Origin of the sequence: Vibrio sp. A2-1 (assembly GCF_021728355.1) — a bacterium.
GTDB lineage: Bacteria > Pseudomonadota > Gammaproteobacteria > Enterobacterales > Vibrionaceae > Vibrio > Vibrio splendidus_K.
The window spans coordinates 20277-41527 of the sequence record NZ_JAKKCO010000011.1; the positions used below are offsets into that span (position 1 = coordinate 20277).

General features: G+C 45.2%; 21 protein-coding genes and 1 other RNA gene. 7 read left to right on the forward strand and 15 right to left on the reverse strand.

Annotation, left to right across the window (positions count from 1 at the left end; translation table 11 throughout):
• Nucleotides 1-2: 2 nt before the first annotated feature.
• Both rnpB and rsmI read right to left on the reverse strand, forming a co-directional pair.
• Nucleotides 3-442, reverse strand: an RNA gene (rnpB, locus tag L3V33_RS21195) — RNase P RNA component class A.
• Between the two features lie 193 nt (nucleotides 443-635).
• On the reverse strand, nucleotides 636-1502 hold the full coding sequence (rsmI, locus tag L3V33_RS21200) for a 16S rRNA (cytidine(1402)-2'-O)-methyltransferase (RefSeq protein WP_004735998.1): 867 nt from the start codon (nucleotides 1500-1502) through the stop codon (nucleotides 636-638).
• 61 nt (nucleotides 1503-1563) lie between these two features.
• Here rsmI and L3V33_RS21205 point away from each other — a divergent pair, with 61 nt between their 5' ends.
• Genes L3V33_RS21205 through L3V33_RS21220 form a run of 4 tightly spaced genes read left to right on the forward strand, consistent with a single transcriptional unit; the run spans nucleotide 1564 to nucleotide 4981 of the window.
• Complete coding sequence (locus tag L3V33_RS21205) at nucleotides 1564-3381, forward strand: penicillin-binding protein activator (RefSeq protein ID WP_146457931.1); 1818 nt, start codon at nucleotides 1564-1566, stop codon at nucleotides 3379-3381.
• Nucleotides 3368-3766: a YraN family protein gene (locus L3V33_RS21210; protein WP_017084761.1), complete on the forward strand. Its 399-nt coding sequence runs from the start codon at nucleotides 3368-3370 to the stop codon at nucleotides 3764-3766. The genes L3V33_RS21205 and L3V33_RS21210 overlap by 14 nt, the downstream gene beginning before the upstream one ends.
• A 2-nt stretch (nucleotides 3767-3768) precedes the next feature.
• Entirely contained in the window at nucleotides 3769-4359 is a 591-nt protein-coding gene (locus L3V33_RS21215) for a phosphoheptose isomerase (RefSeq protein ID WP_004729817.1), read from the forward strand.
• 16 nt (nucleotides 4360-4375) lie between these two features.
• Nucleotides 4376-4981 (forward strand): BON domain-containing protein, encoded by a 606-nt coding sequence (locus L3V33_RS21220; RefSeq protein WP_004729818.1) that lies wholly within the window; start codon nucleotides 4376-4378, stop codon nucleotides 4979-4981.
• Between the two features lie 91 nt (nucleotides 4982-5072).
• Here the strand turns inward: L3V33_RS21220 and sspB are convergent, their stop codons facing one another.
• From sspB to zapE, 8 genes are all read right to left on the reverse strand, one after another.
• Entirely contained in the window at nucleotides 5073-5567 is a 495-nt protein-coding gene (gene sspB, locus L3V33_RS21225; RefSeq protein ID WP_017087501.1) for a ClpXP protease specificity-enhancing factor, read from the reverse strand.
• Nucleotides 5568-5573: 6 nt separating this feature from the next.
• Complete coding sequence (sspA, locus tag L3V33_RS21230) at nucleotides 5574-6209, reverse strand: stringent starvation protein SspA (RefSeq protein ID WP_010434700.1); 636 nt, start codon at nucleotides 6207-6209, stop codon at nucleotides 5574-5576.
• Between the two features lie 97 nt (nucleotides 6210-6306).
• Nucleotides 6307-7044: a cytochrome c1 gene (locus tag L3V33_RS21235; RefSeq protein WP_054547824.1), complete on the reverse strand. Its 738-nt coding sequence runs from the start codon at nucleotides 7042-7044 to the stop codon at nucleotides 6307-6309.
• The gene (locus L3V33_RS21240; protein WP_004729830.1) at nucleotides 7041-8306 is read right to left on the reverse strand and encodes a cytochrome bc complex cytochrome b subunit; all 1266 of its coding nucleotides are present in this window, start codon (nucleotides 8304-8306) and stop codon (nucleotides 7041-7043) included. Before L3V33_RS21240 ends, L3V33_RS21235 begins: the two co-directional genes overlap by 4 nt.
• Complete coding sequence (gene petA, locus L3V33_RS21245) at nucleotides 8306-8896, reverse strand: ubiquinol-cytochrome c reductase iron-sulfur subunit (RefSeq protein ID WP_017072804.1); 591 nt, start codon at nucleotides 8894-8896, stop codon at nucleotides 8306-8308. Before petA ends, L3V33_RS21240 begins: the two co-directional genes overlap by 1 nt.
• Nucleotides 8897-9227: 331 nt before the next feature.
• Nucleotides 9228-9620 carry a 30S ribosomal protein S9 gene (rpsI, locus tag L3V33_RS21250; protein ID WP_004740758.1) on the reverse strand — a complete coding sequence of 131 codons (393 nt, stop codon included), beginning with the start codon at nucleotides 9618-9620 and terminating at the stop codon, nucleotides 9228-9230.
• A gap of 15 nt (nucleotides 9621-9635) precedes the next feature.
• A complete protein-coding gene (gene rplM, locus L3V33_RS21255; protein WP_010434689.1) occupies nucleotides 9636-10064 on the reverse strand; it encodes a 50S ribosomal protein L13 in 429 nt (142 codons plus the stop codon).
• Between the two features lie 246 nt (nucleotides 10065-10310).
• The gene (gene zapE / locus L3V33_RS21260) at nucleotides 10311-11414 is read right to left on the reverse strand and encodes a cell division protein ZapE (RefSeq protein ID WP_017077674.1); all 1104 of its coding nucleotides are present in this window, start codon (nucleotides 11412-11414) and stop codon (nucleotides 10311-10313) included.
• A gap of 219 nt (nucleotides 11415-11633) precedes the next feature.
• Here zapE and zapG point away from each other — a divergent pair, with 219 nt between their 5' ends.
• The 3 genes from zapG (at nucleotide 11634) to degS (ending at nucleotide 14795) form a co-directional block, all read left to right on the forward strand.
• On the forward strand, nucleotides 11634-12089 hold the full coding sequence (gene zapG, locus L3V33_RS21265; RefSeq protein WP_102539550.1) for a Z-ring associated protein ZapG: 456 nt from the start codon (nucleotides 11634-11636) through the stop codon (nucleotides 12087-12089).
• Between the two features lie 127 nt (nucleotides 12090-12216).
• Nucleotides 12217-13572: a DegQ family serine endoprotease gene (locus L3V33_RS21270; protein ID WP_237291152.1), complete on the forward strand. Its 1356-nt coding sequence runs from the start codon at nucleotides 12217-12219 to the stop codon at nucleotides 13570-13572.
• Nucleotides 13573-13730: 158 nt separating this feature from the next.
• Nucleotides 13731-14795 carry an outer membrane-stress sensor serine endopeptidase DegS gene (degS, locus tag L3V33_RS21275; protein WP_086050091.1) on the forward strand — a complete coding sequence of 355 codons (1065 nt, stop codon included), beginning with the start codon at nucleotides 13731-13733 and terminating at the stop codon, nucleotides 14793-14795.
• A 137-nt stretch (nucleotides 14796-14932) separates the two neighbouring features.
• Here the strand turns inward: degS and parC are convergent, their stop codons facing one another.
• From parC to L3V33_RS21300, 5 genes are all read right to left on the reverse strand, one after another.
• On the reverse strand, nucleotides 14933-17191 hold the full coding sequence (gene parC / locus L3V33_RS21280; RefSeq protein ID WP_237291153.1) for a DNA topoisomerase IV subunit A: 2259 nt from the start codon (nucleotides 17189-17191) through the stop codon (nucleotides 14933-14935).
• A gap of 3 nt (nucleotides 17192-17194) precedes the next feature.
• Nucleotides 17195-19075, reverse strand: a complete 1881-nt coding sequence (gene parE, locus L3V33_RS21285) for a DNA topoisomerase IV subunit B (RefSeq protein ID WP_009848965.1) — start codon at nucleotides 19073-19075, stop codon at nucleotides 17195-17197.
• A 239-nt stretch (nucleotides 19076-19314) separates the two neighbouring features.
• Nucleotides 19315-19920 carry an esterase YqiA gene (gene yqiA, locus L3V33_RS21290; RefSeq protein ID WP_237291154.1) on the reverse strand — a complete coding sequence of 202 codons (606 nt, stop codon included), beginning with the start codon at nucleotides 19918-19920 and terminating at the stop codon, nucleotides 19315-19317.
• Between the two features lies 1 nt (nucleotide 19921).
• Nucleotides 19922-20746 carry a 3',5'-cyclic-AMP phosphodiesterase gene (gene cpdA / locus L3V33_RS21295; RefSeq protein WP_102573282.1) on the reverse strand — a complete coding sequence of 275 codons (825 nt, stop codon included), beginning with the start codon at nucleotides 20744-20746 and terminating at the stop codon, nucleotides 19922-19924.
• A gap of 60 nt (nucleotides 20747-20806) precedes the next feature.
• Nucleotides 20807-21247, reverse strand: a complete 441-nt coding sequence (locus tag L3V33_RS21300) for a DUF1249 family protein (RefSeq protein WP_008222561.1) — start codon at nucleotides 21245-21247, stop codon at nucleotides 20807-20809.
• Nucleotides 21248-21251: the final 4 nt, after the last annotated feature.

Below are 21251 nucleotides of genomic sequence, written 5' to 3' on the forward strand. Positions count from 1 at the left end.
ATAGGTGGAGTTGACACATACGCCGGGTTCTGTTCCGCTTGCGCGGCGGTAACCATTCGTCTAGGCCTGCAATCGCTCACAGGCTCAAGCAATCTACCCGCCCCCATACGCGAGCAGCGCAATGCGAGGGCCTATTTGATCTTGCTCCGGGTGGAGTTTACCTTGCTACGAACTGTTGCCAGCCGCACGGTGCGCTCTTACCGCACCCTTTCAGCCTTACCTGTGCCTCTTCCGAAGAAATGAGGCCATCGGCGGTCTTCTCTCTGCTGCACTTGTCGTGGGCTCGCGCCCCCCAGACGTTATCTGGCACCCTGCTCTATGGAGCCCGGACGTTCCTCCCCTCTACCAGTCTCCCGAAGGACTTCAACGTCAGTTTCCCGAAGGACCTCAACGTCAGTCTCCCGAAGGACATCAGCAAAGCAGCGATTACCCGTTCAACTCCGAGGGCGGATTGTATAGAGATTAGTGAGCAGTGTCTAGCGAGATCACAAATATGCTGCAAACCTCTAATCGAACGCATAATTTTTACACAATCTAGACAAAAAAAGAGGAATAACGGTAATACCATCATTCCTCAGAAGCTTTTTTAATAAAGGTTATCTACTCTATAAAGAGGTATATCAACAAAGAGGTATCTAGTTGTCTAGATGCTCTAAGCCCCATTTGTATAAAGCGTTCTTTTTCAGATTGTAGATTTCTGCTGTCATCGCCGCCGCTTTTTTAAGGGGTAACTCTTTGGTTAGAATACCAAGGGTGCGAGTTGCTTCGTCTGGCAGATCGGTGCTCGCTTCTTCACGGTGACCATGGATCAGCAACACCATCTCACCACGTTTGCGGTTCGAGTCTTCTTCTATCCACTCAATCAACTCACCTAATGGTAAACCTTGAATGGTTTCAAATGTCTTGGTTAGCTCACGAGCCAACACGACCTCACGGTCTGGTCCTAAGATCTCTAGCATGTCCTGCAGAGAATCCGTAATACGGTGCGGTGATTCGTAGAAAATACATGTGCGCTCTGCTTTTGCAATCTCTAAGAACTTATCTTTGCGCCCCTTACTCTTTGGTGGCAAGAAGCCTTCAAAGCTGAAACGATCCGACGGTAAACCTGACGCACTTAGTGCGGTAATCACAGCACAAGCACCAGGAAGTGGCACAACTCTCACACCCGCTTGACGACATTGTGAGACAAGATGGTAACCTGGATCACTGATTAAAGGAGTACCCGCATCAGAGACTAATGCGATAGACTGACCTTCTAATAACCTTTCGACTAGAACTTGTGCTTTAGTTTGTTCATTATGATCATGTAAAGCGAACGTTCTGGTTGATATATTGAAGTGAGCAAGCAGCTTACCCGTGTGGCGTGTGTCTTCGGCTGCAATAACATCGACACTTGATAAAATTTCAATTGCTCTTTGAGTGATATCTCCCAAATTTCCGATTGGGGTTGGCACAATGTAGAGAGTTGGGCTCTCTGTGAGCAAGGTTTTGTTATCTGTCATTTGTTTACCATCACTTCAACGATTAATATAGATACAAATTTATACGGAATTTAAAGAACTCATGGCAACGATGAACCATAAGAGACTCAGTGTACCACGCTTACTAACTCCAATTGCATTAGCAATTACATTGGCGGCTTGTTCTTCAGGTCCTCAAGCACCAACGAGCGTTGATATTACACTAGATCCAGCGCAATCAACTGAAAGTTACATGATGCAGGCGGATAGTAGTAAAGGAAGTCTACAAAACGACTGGTTAATCATGGCGCTTAAATCTTCTGTGCAAGCTGGAAAAACCGATCAAGCAACACTGCTTATCAAACGCTTAGCAAAACAAGAACTAAGTGAAGTTCAACAAGCGGAATGGCAATTAGCTCGCGCTCAGCTGCTGGTGAATAACTCACAGCCTGATCAAGCTTATAGCCAACTGAACTTTCAGCCTTGGTGGAAGCTACCTGACGAACAGTGGAAAGATTATCACGAGCTACGCGCGAACATCTCAGAGATGAAGAGTGAGTATTTCGAGGCAAGTCGTGAGTTAGTGCTCTATTCAGAGTACCTAGACACTGACGACGAACTTCAACAGCAAACTGCCGACCGTATTTGGCAGAATCTGAATAGCTACTCTCAATATGAGATTCTAGAGCTTAAGACTTCTCCGACAGAAGACATTCTAGCAGGTTGGTTACAGCTGGCTATTTATATGAAGACGCTGAACTCTAACCTTCCAGACCTACAGAAAACCCTGTCTGATTGGCTGGCTGAGAACCCTCGTCACCCTGCAGCAACCTACACACCTCAGGCGATCACTGACATATTGGCGCTAGAGATCAGCAAACCAACCAGCACTGCGCTATTACTGCCGCTCACGGGTAAGTACGGCAAGCAAGCACAGCTTGTGCGTGATGGTTTCATCTTTGCGATGATGAATGACAAAGAGCGCGAAGAAAACGCAACGCTAACGGTTATGGACACCAACGTACAAAGTGCTGCTGAAATTAAAGCGACACTGGAAGAGAACAAGGTAGATTTCATCGTTGGCCCGCTGATTAAGAGCAATATTACCAAGCTTCAGCAAGCGCAGAAAAACCACGAAAATTCGATTCCAGCTTTAGCTCTAAATATTCCGACGCAGCTAGAACCTGATACCAATATTTGCTATCTCGCTCTATCGCCAGAGCAAGAAGTCGCTCAGGCAGCGAAACACCTTTTTGCTCAAGGCTACAAGTACCCGCTTATTCTTGCGCCAAAAGGGCGTTTAGGTGACCGCGTTAAGCAAGCGTTTGAGAAAGAGTGGAAAAAATACAGCAACAACGAAGTCGCGATTACCTTATTCTCTGACAAGCGCCAACTTCAGCGTAATGTGAATCAGGTATTCGGCTTACAAGAGAGCCAACAGCGTATCGCTCAAATGGATGGGCTACTTAACCTAGACCTAGAAACAGAACCACGCAGCCGTCGTGATATCGACTCTGTTTACATTGTGGCGAAGAACTCAGAGCTTACGTTGATTAAACCTTTCATTGAAGTCGCAATTAACCCAGATGCTGACCAACCAGCCTTGTTCTCAAACTCACGCAGCAACAGCGGTGACAAGCAGTACGAAGATCTAACGGGTGTGTTCTACAGTGACATCCCACTATTGGTTGAGAGCAAGAACGAGCTTAACAAAGAGCTAAACGACCTATGGCCTGCACATTCAAACGGCCAAAAACGTCTGCAAGCACTGGGGATGGATGCCTACTACCTAATGGATGCATTGCCACAGATGAAAGCCGTACAGGGTTACAGCATTCCAGGTGAAACCGGCGTGTTAACCATCGACAACAACTGTGTTGTTCAACGTGAAATCAGCTGGGCAGAGCATGGGGCTTTTTAGCCGAAAGTTCCTGTCCAAACCAACAATCACCCACAAACAAGTGGGTGATAAATACGAGACCGTGGCTAAAAATTATTTAGTTGGCCACGGATTATCGTTAATTCAAGAAAACTTCATAGCTAAATGTGGCGAGATTGATCTTATAATGCGCCATAACAATACGGTTGTGTTTGCTGAGGTAAAATACCGCAAGCAAACCCGCTACGGACATGCCGCCGAAATGGTGACAGCAAAGAAGTCACAGAAGCTGCTCAAAACAGCCAATGTTTGGCTTATGCAGCAAGGCTTGTCGGTGCACTCTACAGATTTCAGGTTTGATATCGTTGCCATAGAAGGGCCGAATGACAATATCGACTGGATTCAAAACGCGATTACCCAAGGATAAACATGCTAGACAGCATTAAAGAAAGTTTTACAGAAAGTATTCAGATCCAAATTGCGGCTGCAGAAGCACTGCCAGACGCAATCACGCATGCCGCTCAAGCCATGGTTGCGACCTTGCTTAACGGAAACAAAATTCTTTGTTGTGGTAATGGTGGTTCGGCGTCGAATGCTCAGCAATTTGTATCGTGCCTACTTAATCGCTTTGAAACAGAGCGCCCTAGCCTCCCAGCAATGGCTCTCACAGCAGACAACACCACGCTAACGGCAGTAGCCAACGACTATCACTACGAAGAGATCTTCTCTAAGCAGGTACGTGCGTTTGGTCAAACTGGCGATATTTTACTGGCTATCTCTACTAGCGGTAACAGCAAAAACATCATCAAAGCGATGGAAGCAGCGGTAACACGTGACATGACGATCATCGCCTTTACGGGTAAAGATGGTGGTGAAATGGCAGGCTTACTTGGCGAACACGATGTAGAAATTCGTATCCCTTCACACCGTACAGCACGCATTCATGAAGTACACATGGTGACACTGCATTGCCTATGTGACCTAATCGATCAAGTACTCTTCCCTGCTCACGAAGAGTGATATACGGAGCATCACAATGAAATCATTAACCTCTATGAGGCTGTTTAAGCTGATTAGTGTTTCGCTACTTACACTGTCCCTGTCTGGTTGTGCTGGCATTTTCATTGCTGGTGCTGCAACCACAGCGAACTTAGTCACTGACACACGAACCACCAAACAAATCTGGAACGATAACAATATCGAATTTGAAGTCGCAGCCATCACCAACAAGCAGCCATATCGTGGCAACGTTCGTATCACAGCGAGCTCTTACCGAGGTTCGGTTGTATTGATGGGGCAAGCAACCACTGACTCAGAGCGTCGCGCGTTTGAAAACCAAGCCAAAGAAGTGGCAGGCGTAGAAAGCATCCACAATCAGGTGCGAGTAAAAGAGCCATTGACCATCAGTGCCATTAGTAATGACAGCTGGATTACTACCAAGGTGAAGTCAGCCCTTCTAGCAAACGCTGATCTCAACGGTATCAAGGTTAAAGTCATCACTGAAGATTCAGAGGTGTTTTTACTTGGGTTAGTCTCTCGAGAGCATGCTGATATCGCGACAGAAGTTGCGCGTAATGTTTCAGGCGTAAAGCAGGTGATTCGAGCGTTTGAATATGGCGAAGAAGAGACGGCCGTTAACTAGCCTTAAGCCAACCAATTAAATGCTATTTAGCAGAAAAGAAAAAGCAGCGACGAGTCGCTGCTTTTTTATTTGAGTCGTTATTTAGCTAACGTTATTTGATAACACGAAGGCTTGGGCGACCTTTTGCTGGACGAGGAGGCTCAGGATCTGAGTCAGGCTCTTCAGCATCTACGTCTGCCGTTGCTACGCTCAAAGATGGGCCTTTCTCTTGTTCTTCAAAAGGACTTTCTTCAATCCCTTCTTCAAAAGATTCCATGTAAGCCTCTTCAGGTTCAAACATGGTACCAGCACCATTCTCACGAGCATAAATCGCTTGTACTGCGTAAAGCGGCACGATCACAGAGTGTGGACGACCACTAAAGCGAGCACTAAACGTCACAGCTTCGTTACCCAGTTCAAGTTGTCCAACCGCACGAGGCGCGATGTTCAGAATGATCTGACCATCTTGAACAAACTCTTCTGGAACTCTTACACCCGGTAATGTTGCTTCAACAACAAGGTGTGGAGTTAATTCGTTATCAACCAGCCATTCATAAAATGCACGAAGCATATATGGTCGGCGTGGAGTCATATTTGAAATATCCATAAACGCTTAGCGAACGAGTCGCATCTCACGCTCAGCTTCAGTTAGAGAAGCTAGGAATGAATCACGTTCGAATACGCGGTTCATGTAAATCTTAAGCTCTTTAGAACCAGGGCCAATTAATTCGATACCAAGCTCAGGTAAACGCCATAGTAGCGGAGCTAGGTAACAATCAATTAGGCTAAATTCTTCGCTCATGAAGTATTCATACTCAGCGAAGATAGGAGCAAGAGTCAGTAGGTCGTTGCGCAGTTTAACGCGAGCTGCTTCAGACTCTTCAGCGTTGCCTTTAACGATCTTCTCTGCAACTGAATACCAGTTACGCTCAATGCGGTACATCATTAGACGACTATTACCACGAGCAACCGGGTATACAGGCATCAACGGTGGATGAGGGAAACGCTCATCTAAGTACTCCATAATGATCTTTGAGTCATATAAAGCAAGCTCACGATCAATAAGAGTAGGTACTGATTTGTACGGGTTCAGTTCAACAAGCTCTGCTGGTAGATTTTTTTCATCAACCAACTCAACTTCAACACTTACGCCTTTTTCAGCAAGAACAATGCGCACCTGATGGCTATACATATCAGAAGCACTTGAGAAAAGAGTCATTACAGAACGTTTATTGGCAGCTACAGCCATGGAGCCCTCCAGTACACTTTAAATAAAAACAATGGAGGCCTAAAGCCTCCATTGAACATTAACATAATTTGGGAATTAGCACGGTATTATAGCATAATTAGTGCACATCACGCCAATACTCTTTCTTCAGCAAAATCACGATGATAGTGAAGATTACTAAGAAGGCCATTACCCACCAACCCATTGCATGACGCTCAAGTTGAACTGGGTCGCCCGAGTAAACCAAAAAGTTAACAAGGTCACGAACTGCTTCGTCGTATTCACCAGCACTTAATTCACCAGAACCGTCAGTTTCAGTGCCAACAACAGTAGTCACTTCCTCGCCATCTACCATATGAGTATCGTAGATTGGTGTTGGAATACCTTGCAGCTCTTCAAGAACGTGCGGCATACCGACACTTGGGAAAACAATGTTGTTCACGCCAAACGGACGAGATGGGTCTTCATAGAAGGTACGAAGGTACGTGTATAGCCAATCTGCGCCACGAACACGAGCAACCAAAGTTAGATCTGGTGGCGGAGCACCAAACCAACTTGCCGCTTGATCAGAGGGCATAGCATTAACCATCAAGCTACCGATTTTCGCTTCAGGGTCGAAAATCAGGTTTTCCTTCATTAGATCTACAGGGATCTCTAAATCATTCGCAACACGTTCATAACGCTGGTACTGCGTTGAGTGACAAGCAAAACAGTAGTTCATGAACATCTTAGCGCCATTTTGCAATGAGGCTTTATCTGTTAAATCATTGTTTGCTTTGTCTAATGGTACGCTTGCACCCGCTGCCATCGCCAGTGACGGCAACATAGCAAATAAAATTACAATCCACTTTTTCATTTGAATGTCACCCTTTCTGGTAATGGTTTCGTTGCTTCATTTTTACTGTAGAACCACAGTAGAACGAAGAACATGAAATAACCTAAGCTAAAGATCTGAGCCAGTAGCGTATACGTTGGCGTTGCTGGAAGCGCACCAAGTACACCAAGCGCAATAAAGCTTATTGTGAATTGGATGATGTTAATCAAATGCAGTTTGCTACGGTAACGGTAAGAACGCACTTTACAACGGTCGAACCATGGCAGTAGGAATAGCACAACAATAGATGCACCCATTGCAACTACACCTATCAGCTTATCAGGAACAGCACGAAGTACAGCGTAGAACGGCGTGAAGTACCAAACTGGAGCAATATGCTCAGGTGTTTTCAGTGGGTTAGCAGCTTCAAAGTTAGGCGGCTCAAGGAAGTACCCACCCATCTCTGGGTTAAAGAACAGCACGTAACAGAACAAGAATAGGAAACCAGCAACACCGACCATATCTTTCACCGTCCCGTATGGGTGGAAAGGAACAGAGTCAATGATGTCGTATTTCTTAGTGTAATCCTTGTGGAATGGGAACTGAGTTTTGTAGTCGTCGCCCATAGTGCCTTTAGGAAGCTTAGTCTCGATACCGTCTGGGTTATTCGAACCCACTTCGTGCAGTGCTAGTACGTGAAGTACGATAAGCAGCAGAAGTACAATTGGTAGAGCAATAACGTGCAGTGCGAAGAAACGGTTCAGCGTTGCACCTGAGATGATGTAATCACCACGGATCCAAAGCGTTAGGTCATCACCAATAACAGGAATCGCCCCAAACAGAGAAATGATTACCTGAGCACCCCAGTAAGACATTTGACCCCATGGTAGTAAGTAACCCATGAAAGCCTCAGCCATAAGCACTAAGAAGATCAACATACCGAAGAGCCAAAGTAGCTCACGAGGCTTTTGGTAAGAACCGTAGATTAGACCACGGAACATATGCAGGTAGATAACCACGAAGAATGCCGAAGCACCTGTCGAGTGCATGTAACGCAGTAACCAGCCGTATTCCACATCACGCATGATGTATTCAACAGATGCAAATGCGCCATCACCAGACGGAACGTAGTTCATTGTTAGCCAAATACCTGTAAGGATTTGGTTAACCAGTACCAACATTGCCAAAGAACCGAAAAGGTACCAAAAGTTAAAGTTCTTAGGCATTGGGTATTCAGATAAATGCTTTTTATAAGCATTCATTGCGGGTAGACGTTTTTCTACCCAATCAAGCAATCCTTGCATTATGCGTCTCCCTCGTCCACACCGATCATGATCTTAGTGTCACTCAAATACATATGCTTTGGCACTACAAGGTTCAATGGGGCTGGTACGCCTTGGAATACTCGACCTGCCATATCAAACTTTGAACCATGACAAGGACAGAAGAAACCAGACTTAACGCCCTGAACTTGTTCTGCAAAAGAATCTGGCAGGTAAGTTGGAGAACAACCTAAGTGCGTACAGAAACCAACAGCAATGAAGAACTCCGGCTTAATTGAACGAAACTCGTTCTGTGCGTAGTCTGGTTGTTGTTCAGTTTCAGATTGAGGGTCACGAAGTTGACCACCGATCGCTTTTAGGTTCTCTAGTACCGACTCAGCACGGCGTACAACCCATACAGGTTTACCTTGCCACTCGACACGAACCATTTGTCCCGGTTCTAACTTACTGACTTCCACTTCCACCGGCGCGCCCGCAGCTTTCGCTTTGGCACTCGGGTTCCATGATTTAATAAAAGGCACGGCTACAGCAGCTGCTCCCAAACCACCAACAACGGCTGTTGTTGCGGTTAAGAAACGCCTGCGACCGTTATTTAAAGGCGCGTTGCTCATCCAAACATTCTCCCATTTGCTCCTTATGGATTGAAATAATTCCGATTAAAGAGCATGGCTAACAAAATATGTATTTAGTTCTATTTATTGACGGCAAATGATAAATAAAACCCTACTTTTTGACAAGATAAAGCTACCTTTTTGTAACAATCATGAGGCAAAGCGCACATTGGGTTACAAAAGCTTTCAAAATATAAGAATTTAGGAATAAAACGAGGAGGGGGAAGCGTTTAGCGGGAGCCAGAAAGACAAAAAGCCCGGCATATAGCCGAGCTTTGAACCACAATTCCAGTAATAAAACTGGTCGCGTGTATTTTTCGGTAAGGAAAAATTAACGCTTAGAGAATTGAGGTTTACGACGTGCTTTACGTAGACCAACTTTCTTACGTTCAACGCAACGAGCGTCACGCGTAACATAGCCAGCTGCACGTAGAGCAGGACGTAGAGTTTCATCGTATTCCATAAGAGCACGAGTGATACCGTGGCGGATTGCGCCAGCTTGACCTGAAATACCACCACCAGAAACAGTGATGTAAAGGTCAAGTTTCTCAGTTAGTTCAACTAGCTCAAGAGGTTGTTTAACAACCATACGAGAAGTTGGACGACCGAAGTAAACATCAAGGCTACGCTTGTTGATTACGATCTCACCAGAGCCTGGTTTGATGAAAACACGAGCTGCTGAGCTTTTGCGACGACCAGTGCCGTAGTATTGATTCTCTGCCATTGTCTTAATCCCCAATTAGATGTCTAGTACTTGTGGTTGTTGAGCAACATGGTTGTGCTCAGTACCAGCGTATACTTTAAGCTTACGGTACATCGCGCGGCCTAGAGGACCACGTGGAAGCATACCTTTAACTGCTAGTTCAAGAACCATTTCTGGTTTCTTAGCAATTAGCTTTTCAAAAGTGATAGTCTTAAGACCACCTGGGAACTCAGAGTGACGGTAGTAAACCTTACCCTTAGCTTTGTTACCAGTCACAGCTACTTTCTCAGCGTTAACAACGATGATGTAATCACCAGTGTCTACGTGAGGAGTGTATTCTGCTTTGTGCTTGCCGCGTAGGCGAGAAGCGATTTCACTTGCTAGACGGCCAAGAGTTTTGCCTTCAGCGTCTACAACATACCAGTCGCGTTTTACAGTTTCTGGTTTAGCAACGAAAGTTTTCATGCTAATAATTACCTATTTAAAAAATTTACACTTAAGGAATACTCGCGTATTCCCACTGTCTAAGAGTTACCATCATCACCCCTTCGAGTGTTGGAAAACTCTTGGCATAACGTGATTTTACTCATCGCTAGAGGCCCGCAGTAACGGTAGGTCGCAGGATTATAGAGAAGAGCGAAGAAAAAATCACCTCTTTTTGAACAAAATCACGATTTTTTTAATTCTCTTTCTTATTCGAGATAATCAAAGCTAACTTAAGTGTTCTTTTGCCAAATATTCATGGCTCTGCATTTCGATTAAACGCGACTGACAACGTTTAAACTCAAATTCTAACTGACCATGGGTATACAGCTTTTCTAGCTCCACTTCCGCTGAAATAATCAATTTCACGTTACGCTCATAGAACTCATCAACTAAAGCAATAAAGCGTCTTGCTGCGTCATCTGAAGTCGCGCCCATTTGCAACACATCAGCCAGCAGAACCGTGTGATAAACCCTAGACAGTTCAATATAGTCATTCTGGCTGCGAGCCGACTGACAAAGCTGAGCAAACGTGCCGTGTAATACACCATCGCTTGCTTCGACTACATCAAGTTGACGGTGATTGACCTCAATCTGTTTGAGTTTCTCTTTATCTTCACCAACGAGCTGCGCGTAATATGTTTCGAGGTTGATGTTCGCTTGGCTATCCAGCGGGTAATGATAGATCTCAGCCTGTTCTAACGTACGAAGACGATAATCGATTCCGCTATCGACATTAAGAATATGGCAATTGCCTTGAATAAGCTTAATAGCGGGTAAGAAGCGAGCTCGCTGCAACCCATTACGATACAAATCCGCAGGTGGAATATTAGAGGTCGCGACTAAGATAACGTTGCGAGCGAATAACTCTTGGAACAAAGTTCCTAAGATCATGGCATCCGTGATGTCTGAAACAAAGAATTCATCAAAACAGATAATATCCGCTTCTTCTTTCAACTTATCTGCGACTAAAGGCAACGGGTCGCTAACATTACCTAGCGCCCTTAGCTCATCATGGACTCGATACATAAAGCGGTGAAAATGAACACGCATTTTTTTTGTGGTCGGTAAGGCATCGTAGAACGTATCCATTAAGTACGTTTTACCGCGCCCGACGCCACCCCAAAAATAGAGGCCTTTTGGTGGCTCTGGCAGTTCTGGCTTTTTGCCCATTAATTTCTGGAATCGAGTCAGTTGAGGAATAGGCGTATTCATGTAATCTTGGAATTGATGAAAGAGTTCATCTAAAGATTTAACGGCTTGCTCTTGTGCTGGATCTCTTTGAAATCCATGTTCTTTTATATCTTGTTCGTATTTTTTAATGGGATTCATGACGACATTTCCACAATGAAAGCAATATCAGACAGCAAATAAAAATGAGCCCAAACAGTACGAGATATGTCGCTATGCGGTGAAAAATGCAGCATCAAACTGCTAACTAGCGCACACGCATTTCTCTTTATACTGCGGCTTTCTCATAGTACCATGGAGCCGTATCACGTGTAACTAAGCAGTAACAAACATGTTAAAAAACAATAATAAGGAGCTGTTATGCCTTGGATGTATGCCGTTGCCGGTTTACTAGTCGGAGTTATTTTAGGGGTCGCTGTTTCTCGTCTCATGACACCTGAATACAAAAAACAAAAGAACGTACAGAAAGAATTAGATAGCGCAAAGTTTGCCCTTGAACAGCAGCGACAAGAGCTAGCTGACCACTTTGCGAAATCAGCAGAAATGTTGGACACCTTAGGTAAGGACTACACAAAACTGTACCAACACATGGAAAAAACAAGCTCAGAGCTGATCCCTAATTTGCCAGAGCAAGATAATCCATTTGTGAAAACAGCCGCAGCCCATTCGGACAAATCACAAGACAAGCCTTCAGTTAAAGAGGCGACACTTGAAGAACAACCGAAAGATTACGCTAATGGCGCAACGGGTTTATTTACAGAGCAGAAGAAAGAAATCATGGATGCTCCCGATGTTGTAACAGCAAAAGCATCGTAAACATTTAACACTTCTGTGAACTTTACAAAGGTTTTTGAGTCATAACTTTCACTCAGGTCATTTGAAACTTATCCTATTTATTACACGTAGTGAGAAGAACAAGACCTTAACTAGAGAGGAGTTTATGATGAAAAAACCTTTGCTTGCTTTATCAATACTGACTTTAAGCTTAAGTTCAATCATCACCCCCATCCAAGCAACGGCCGCACTGCCATTAAGTGTGGGTAATGAACAATTACCAAGCCTCGCACCTATGCTTGAACAAGTGACCCCCGCTGTAGTTAGTATTGCCGTAGAAGGCAAACAGGTACAACGTCAGCAAATCCCTGAACAGTTTCAATTCTTTTTTGGTCCAGAACAAACACGAGAGCGTCCATTTCGCGGGCTAGGCTCTGGTGTGATCATTGATGCCAAGAAAGGCCATATTGTCACCAATTACCATGTCATCAATGGTGCCGACGATATCAAAGTAAAACTTCACGATGGTCGAGAGTACGATGCCGAGCTCATCGGTGGAGACCAAATGTCTGATATCGCACTGCTCAAATTAGAAGAAGCCAAGAACCTTACCCAGATAAAAGTCGCAGACTCCGACAAACTAAGAGTTGGTGACTTTAGTGTCGCTATCGGTAACCCATTCGGACTTGGGCAAACAGTAACATCCGGCATCGTATCTGCACTCGGCCGTAGCGGCCTGAATCTAGAGAACTTTGAAAACTTCATTCAAACCGATGCCGCTATCAACAGTGGTAACTCTGGTGGTGCGTTAGTGAATCTCAACGGTGAACTGATTGGTATCAACACGGCTATCCTAGGCCCTAACGGAGGCAATGTCGGTATCGGCTTTGCAATTCCTTCCAATATGATGACAAATCTGACAGAACAGATTCTAGACTTTGGTGAAGTAAAACGTGGCATGCTTGGCGTTCAAGGCGGAGAGGTCACCTCTGAATTAGCGGAAGCGCTTGGTTACGAATCCAGTAAAGGTGCCTTTGTTAGCCAAATTGTACCCGACAGTGCAGCGGATAAAGCCGGACTAAAAGCGGGCGATGTTATCGTTTCGATTAATGGCAAGCGCATTGACACCTTTAGCGAGTTAAGAGCCAAAGTGGCAACCCTAGGTGCAGGTAAACAGATCGAGTTAGGCGTGGTTCGTGACGGTAAGAATAAGACCTTTGATGTGACTCTGGGTGAATCCACCAATAGTAAAACACAAGCTGAAAAGCTCCATGAAGGACTTGCCGGTGCTGAACTCACCAACACTACCGACAGCGACTCAGCAACAGGCGTCAAAGTATCAAGTGTCGCTCAAGGTTCGCCAGCAGAAGCCTATCAACTCCTTAAAGAGGACATCATCATCGGGGTAAACCGTCAATCCGTTAAAAACCTTGCTGAATTTAGGCAGATTCTTGAAAAACAACCTGGCGTTTTGGCGCTTAATATCCAAAGAGGCGACAGGACTATCTATCTAGTTATTCGATAGTCATACGTCAGCGTAATTACAGGGAGGCTCAGTAAGTTTGCTTTAAACTTACTCAGTCTCCCTTTTCTTTAGATCAATCAAAATGCTATGCTTCACTCGTAATCAAGTCAGTCATCCATTGACGGATGCTCCATACCTTACTTGTTGAAGAGGGAAACATGCTGTCCTTTCTATTTCGTTCTATTTCCCTTGGACTCGTTTCTGCGGCACTTATTCTTCTCGCATTCCCGAGTTTAAGGCCAGCTATTGTTGCAGACGTCACGAACCCTCAAGTCGATAATATTGGATCTCTTCAGATCTCATTTAACCAAGCGGTACGACGTGCTGCACCCGCGGTGGTTAATATTTATAGTCGTAAATACGCAGAAAGCGATCGCAACAAGCTACTCACTCAAGGACTAGGTTCAGGGGTCATTGTTAGCGAGAAAGGCTACATCATTACCAACTTCCACGTTGTGGCTCAAGCCGACCAAATAGTAGTGGCGCTTCAAGACGGACGAGTAGCCGCCGCACAGCTTGTCGGTTCAGACAAACGCACCGATATCGCGATACTCAGAGTCAGCGGTGACAACTTACCCGTGATTCCACTGAATCAAGATTACACAGCAAATGTCGGCGACGTGGTATTAGCTATCGGTAACCCATACAACCTAGGGCAAACCACGACCTTTGGTATTATTTCGGCGACCGGTCGCTCTTCAATCAGTGCCGATGGTCATCAAGCCTTTATCCAGACCGATGCGGCGATCAATGAAGGTAACTCAGGTGGTGCTCTGGTTAACTCACAAGGCGAACTAGTCGGTATCAATACCGCGTCTTTCCAGCAAGCTACTGACATGGAAACCTACGGGATCTCATTTGCAATCCCCTACTCACTTGCTAATAAAATCATGGAGAAGATCATCGCCGATGGTCGTGTCATTCGTGGTTATATTGGTGTCGACGGACAAGACATCAATTCGGTGACTTCACGCTTGCTGGGCACTAAGAACATCGGTGGTATTGTTGTCTTAGGCATTGACCCGAATGGCCCTGCAGCCGATGCCGGCTTTGAAGCACAAGATATCATTATCAGCATCAACAATACCCAAATTAGCGGACGACAAAGCGTAATGGACATTGTTACTGACCTTCGACCAGGTACTGTCATTGATGTTGGTGTGTTGCGCAAAGGTGAAAACAAGACACTCAAGGTCACCATTACCGAAGACACGCGCCTGTAGTCTTTATTTAGTTTGATCGCTAATAGCTAGCAATTCAAACCGCCATGTACAGATACAAAAAGTACAGACACAAAAAACCCAGCTCTTAAGCTGGGTTTTCTTTTATTAATCAAAGCTAATGATAAACTTAATCAAAACTATGCGTCACTAGGTTCATCGATATCGATGCGCGTCACACGCTGTAAACCTCTTGGGAGTAGGCCACCACGACGACCACGCTCACCTCGGAAGTTTTCAAGGTCCGCAGGTTTCAAGCCAAGTTTACGTTTGCCCGCGTAAATAGTCAGCGTTGCATTCTCTGGTATAGCCATCAGATGCGATACAAACTCTTCACGCTCTTTTGCTTTCGCAGAAGGAATGTTGATGATTTTGTTGCCTTTACCTTTGCTCAGCTGAGGTAGGTCTTTAATCGGGAACAACAACATACGTCCTTGGTTCGTAATCGCCAGAATCTGGTTACTGTCCAAGTCAGCAATCGGGCTTGGTAACATCACTTCAGAAGCTTGTGGCAAGTTAACCAACGCTTTACCGCTCTTATTCTTAGACAGTAAATCACTGCCCTTACAAACAAAGCCATAACCCGCATCAGAGCCGACTAACCATAATTGTTCATTCTCTCCCATCACCACTTGGCGAATAGAAGTACCTGGGCTAACGTTCAAGCGGCCTGTAATTGGCTCACCTTGGCTTCGCGCCGACGGTAGTGAATGTGACTCAAGGGAGTAGCTTCGGCCATCACTGCCAAGGAACACCGCTTGTTGGTTACTCTTACCCTTAGCGCTTGCTAAGAATTTATCACCAGATTTGTAGTTCAAGCCTTCAGCGTCAACTTCATGCCCTTTAGCATGACGAATCCAACCTTTTTCAGACAACACAACCGTGATTGGTTCGCTTGGTACTAAGTCGCGTTCTGTTAGCGCTTTCGCTTCAGCACGCTCAATCAGAGGTGAACGACGATCATCGCCGTATTTATCAGCATCTGCTTGGATTTCTTTCTTGATCAACGTATTCAAGCGACGCTCTGAACCGAGTAGCTTTTCAAGCTTTTCACGTTCAGCTTCAAGCTCTTCTTGCTCAGCTCGAATTTTAAATTCTTCTAACTTAGCTAAGTTACGAAGTTTAATATCAAGAATCGCATTGGCTTGAATTTCAGAAATATTGAAACGGCTCATTAGAACAGGACATGGTTCGTCTTCTGTACGAATGATCTCAATTACTTCATCGATATTAAGATAAGCAGCAAGTAAGCCTTCTAAGATGTGCAAACGTGCCAGTACTTTATCTAAACGGTACTGCAAACGACGACGAACGGTCGAGCGACGGAACTCAATCCACTCTTTCAGAATTTGAACTAAGCCTTTAACTTGAGGACGATTGTCTAAACCAATCATGTTCAAGTTAACGCGGAAGTTTTTCTCTAGATCCGTCGACGCGAACAGGTGGCTCATCAGTTGGTCACAGTCGATACGGTTTGAACGAGGAACCACAACGATACGCGTTGGGTTCTCGTGATCCGATTCATCACGCAAGTCGTCAACCATTGGCAGCTTCTTAGCTCGCATCTGGTTCGCAATTTGCTCAAGTAACTTCGCACCTGACACTTGGTGAGGTAAAGACGTGATAACAATATCAGAGCCTTCCTTGTGCCATACCGCGCGCATCTTGATGCTGCCACGGCCTGTACGGTAGATCTTTTCGATGTCCGACTTCGGCGAAATAATCTCAGCCTCTGTCGGGTAATCAGGGCCTTGAATGAAACCCATCACATCTGGAAGTTCAGCTTTCGGCGTATCAATCAAGTGAATCGCTGCGTTTGCCACTTCACGGACATTGTGAGGTGGGATGTCAGTCGCCATACCTACCGCGATACCAGTAATACCGTTAAGTAAGATATGAGGAAGGCGTGCTGGCAACATCTGAGGCTCTTTCATGGTGCCATCAAAGTTGGGTTGCCAATCAACGGTTCCCTGACCTAATTCACCAAGCAGGACTTCCGCAAACTTAGACAGTTTTGCTTCGGTATAACGCATCGCAGCGAACGATTTCGGGTCATCCGGTGCACCCCAGTTACCTTGACCATCTACCAATGGGTAGCGGTAAGAAAATGGTTGCGCCATCAATACCATCGCTTCATAACAAGCAGAATCACCGTGTGGGTGATACTTACCTAATACGTCACCAACGGTACGTGCTGATTTTTTGTATTTCGATGCAGCGGATAAGCCCAGCTCAGACATCGCGTAAATAATACGACGCTGTACTGGCTTCAAGCCATCACCGATATACGGTAATGCACGATCCATGATCACGTACATTGAGTAATTTAAGTAGGCATCTTCGGTGAACTTGCGCATTGGCAACTGTTCAACGCCATCATATGTAATTTCGTTAGACATCCATTATACCTCGGCCATATCACCGTTAGTCTGTAGCCATGTACGGCGATCATCTGCACGTTTTTTACCAAGCAGCATGTCCATCATCTCGTTGGTCGCTTCGTTGTCATCAATCGTTAATTGAACAAGACGACGAGTGTTCGGATCCATGGTGGTTTCACGTAACTGAAGTGGGTTCATTTCACCCAGACCTTTGAATCGTTGCACGTTGATCTTGGCTTTCTTCTGCGATAGTCGCTCAAGCACACCATCTTTCTCTGCGTCATCGAGTGCGTAGAACACTTCTTTACCGCAATCGATACGATACAGAGGAGGCATTGCCACATAGATATGACCCGCTTCAACCAAAGCATGGAAGTGGCGAGTAAACAGTGCACACAACAGCGTCGCGATATGAAGACCATCCGAGTCCGCATCGGCAAGGATACAGATCTTACCGTAACGCAGGCCTGACAAGTCATCGTTATCAGGGTCGATACCCAGAGCAACCGAAATATCGTGTACTTCTTGTGAAGCCAATACTTGGTCTGCTGACACTTCCCAAGTATTTAGGATCTTACCGCGAAGTGGCATAACCGCTTGGAACTCACGATCACGTGCTTGTTTAGCAGAACCACCCGCCGAGTCCCCTTCCACGAAGAAGATTTCGGTACGGCTTAAATCTTGAACTGAACAGTCGGTTAGCTTACCCGGCAATGCTGGGCCTGAAGCGATCTTCTTACGCACAACCTTTTTGCTTGCGCGCATACGGCGGTGAGCATTGGCAATACAAGCTTCAGCTAACTGCTCTGCCAGTTGCGGTTTTTCGTTCAACCACAGGCTAAAGGCATCTTTTACCACACCAGATACAAACGCTGCGGTTTGACGAGAAGAAAGACGTTCTTTTGTTTGACCAGCAAATTGCGGATCTTGCATCTTCACCGATAGTACGTACGAACAACGATCGAAAATATCGTCACCCGTTAACTTAACGCCACGCGGCAGAAGGTTACGGAATTCACAGAACTCACGCATTGCATCAAGCAGACCTTGGCGAAGACCGTTTACGTGTGTACCACCTTGCTTAGTTGGTACTAAGTTCACGTAACTCTCGGTGATCATATCACCGCCTTCTGGCTGCCAAATGATCGCCCAGTTCGCCATTTCCGTTTCAGCAACGAATTCGCCAACATAAGGTTCCTCAGGCAGTAAGGTGTAACCTTTCACACCTTCGGCAAGGTAGTCTTTCAGACCATCTTCATAGAACCACTTATGCTCTTCACCACCAACTTTGTCGACAAAGGTGATTTCTAAACCTGGACAAAGTACGGCTTTAGCGCGCAAATTATTGATAAGACGTAAAACAGAGAACTTAGAGCTATCGAAGTATTTAGGATCTGGCCAGAAATGCACCGTCGTACCGGTATTGCGGTGACCACAAGTACCCGTAACCGTAAGATCCGTTACGGCATGACCACCTTCAAGGGCAATTTCATGTACCTGACCGTCACGGCGAACCGTCACTTCAACACGTTTTGACAACGCGTTTACCACCGAGATACCTACCCCGTGCAAACCACCTGAAAACTTGTAGTTATTGTTCGAGAACTTACCGCCAGAGTGGAGCTTAGTTAAAATCAGCTCAACACCTGAGATCCCTTTTTCAGGGTGAATATCAACCGGCATACCACGGCCATCATCCGTCACTTCTAACGATTGGTCAGCATGCAACACGACTTTAATCTTCTTAGCGTGTCCCGCTAGTGCTTCATCAACCGAGTTATCAATGACTTCTTGGGCAAGGTGGTTTGGTCTTTCTGTCTCGGTATACATTCCCGGGCGGTGTCGCACGGGGTCGAGACCTTCAAGTACCTCGAGGTCTTTTGCATTATATTGTTCAGTCATAATACGGAGTTTACTCAAAAAGTTTGCGTCAGTTCGCTGGCTCTAGTTTAACTAAAGCGAAATCATTACTATGAACCGTCATAGTAGAGCGAACGAGCGAAGTATTGGGGAATATAGTCTGGAAGCTGAGTAATGATGTCAAGCTAGTTCAAAAACTAAGGCATCAAACTATGATATTTCACCACTGATAGATGAAATAACAGTCAAACAAGAGAAAATTACTTGATTAGTGAAACAGATTAAAGATTCAGGAAGGTGATGATTTGTTGGGGGTAGCGTTCAAAATTAACAAAGCTATGATCCCCCCCCTCTTCTACTGTCTGTACTGCACCTTGGTACTTCTCTACCGCTTGTCGGTAATCCAGAACTTCGTCTTCCGTTTGCTGAAGTAACCAGAAGTCACTCGGCTGAGCAATAGCCGGAACCTCTAACGCCTTCAGTTCATTGATATGCTTTGTTTCCAGCACATATCGCTCATCTGTGTATGGATTAACTTGTTCACCTAAATAGTCAGCAAGAAGCTCATACGGCTTAACAGCTGGGTTCACAACCACGGCTTTAAAACCATAATGACTATTCAGCCATGTTGAAAGATAGCCACCCAATGAGCTACCAACCAACGCTATCTGATATTGATCTTTATATTGCTCCACCAGCTGCTGTAAATGCAGAGCTGCTTGCTGAGGGAAGCTCGGTAGTTGAGGCGTTATGACTTTAATATCAGCGCGATGCTTCGCACAGTAATCTGCCATCACATTCGCTTTGTGAGAACGTGATGAACTGTTAAAACCGTGAATATAGAGAAGCAGCGATGGCTTAGCGGCTTGTTGATTAAAGTCCGGCATATTAGTAACCACCTGCATCAAAGTCTGGCGAGAACTGCCCATTAGGCAAGCGGCGAACCTGCGTAGTTACCGTTCCATCTTGGTGCAATTCAATCTCTCGCCAGCCTGGAGATAAAGTATCAACCGCAAAGTCGTTCGAGTTTGGTTTGAATTGAACACAAGTCGATGGAGTTGCCATGACTTGTACACCATGATGATTGCGATTCATATCTTGATGAACGTGACCACAAAGTACCGCTTTCACATTGGTGTGCTGTTGAACCACATCCCAAAACTGCTCAGCATCTTTCAGGTTATGTTGATCAAGCCACGCACTACCGACCAGTAAAGGGTGGTGGTGCAGCAAAACCAAGGTGTTACGCTCAGGGAATGCAGTCAGCTTTTGTTCTAGTAGATCAAGTTGTTGATCACTAAGGCGCCCGTGAGGTACACCTACCACTTGCGAGTCCAGCATAACCATCTGCCAGTTATCGCCTAGCAAGACATGCTCAACACACTGTATTTGTGGAGATGGTAAAACACTGCCCATATTAGGTTTGAAGTCATGGTTCCCGGGTAGCCAGTAACATGGCTTTTCCAAAGGCTCTATCCCTGACTCAAATTTCTGGTACGACTCAGCACTGTGATCTTGAGAGATATCACCAGTTGCTAGAATCGCTTGATAGTCAAAGCCCTGACTAACAATGCCATCGACTACAGCACGAAAGCTATCTTGAGTGTTGATGCTTAATAAGCTGCCATTGCTCGGCGCAAATAAATGCGTGTCCGTTAGCTGCACAAGCTTAATAGTGCTCTCATCAAATTTTGAAGTGTGTGATAATTCCAAAATAACAAATCCAGATACGTTACTGTTTAGACTTTAAAAGTGTTGTTTAAGTAGGTTCAATTAAAAGGCAATTGGGGTTCGGCTGATACCCGTTTTTAAACAAAACGTTAACCATTCCCCAAGAAATTTATTCAATTGAAATTTCTCGTCCTTTTGCAAAAGCTTAGTGTTGGGGTAGTCATATTTCGCTTTGACTCGCGAAAAATCCCCGCTAGCGCACACTTCTGCAACTCGAGCGTCGTGATATAGCCTGACAGACATTTTTGGCAAAGGAAACACTGGCATCGCGTCACTCTGACATATATCTATTAAAGTGGTGTATTTTGTGACCTCATTCACTGTCAATTGATACACCATATTAACGGCTTGGTAACAGCGAACGTCACCAACCTCATGCCCAACCGGTAACAGAGCGTTAAGTTTGGCATAGTTAGTCTCGTAAACTCGCATCAATTCAGCAAGATCAACATGATACGGTTTTTTGACTGCTATATTTGGCATGACG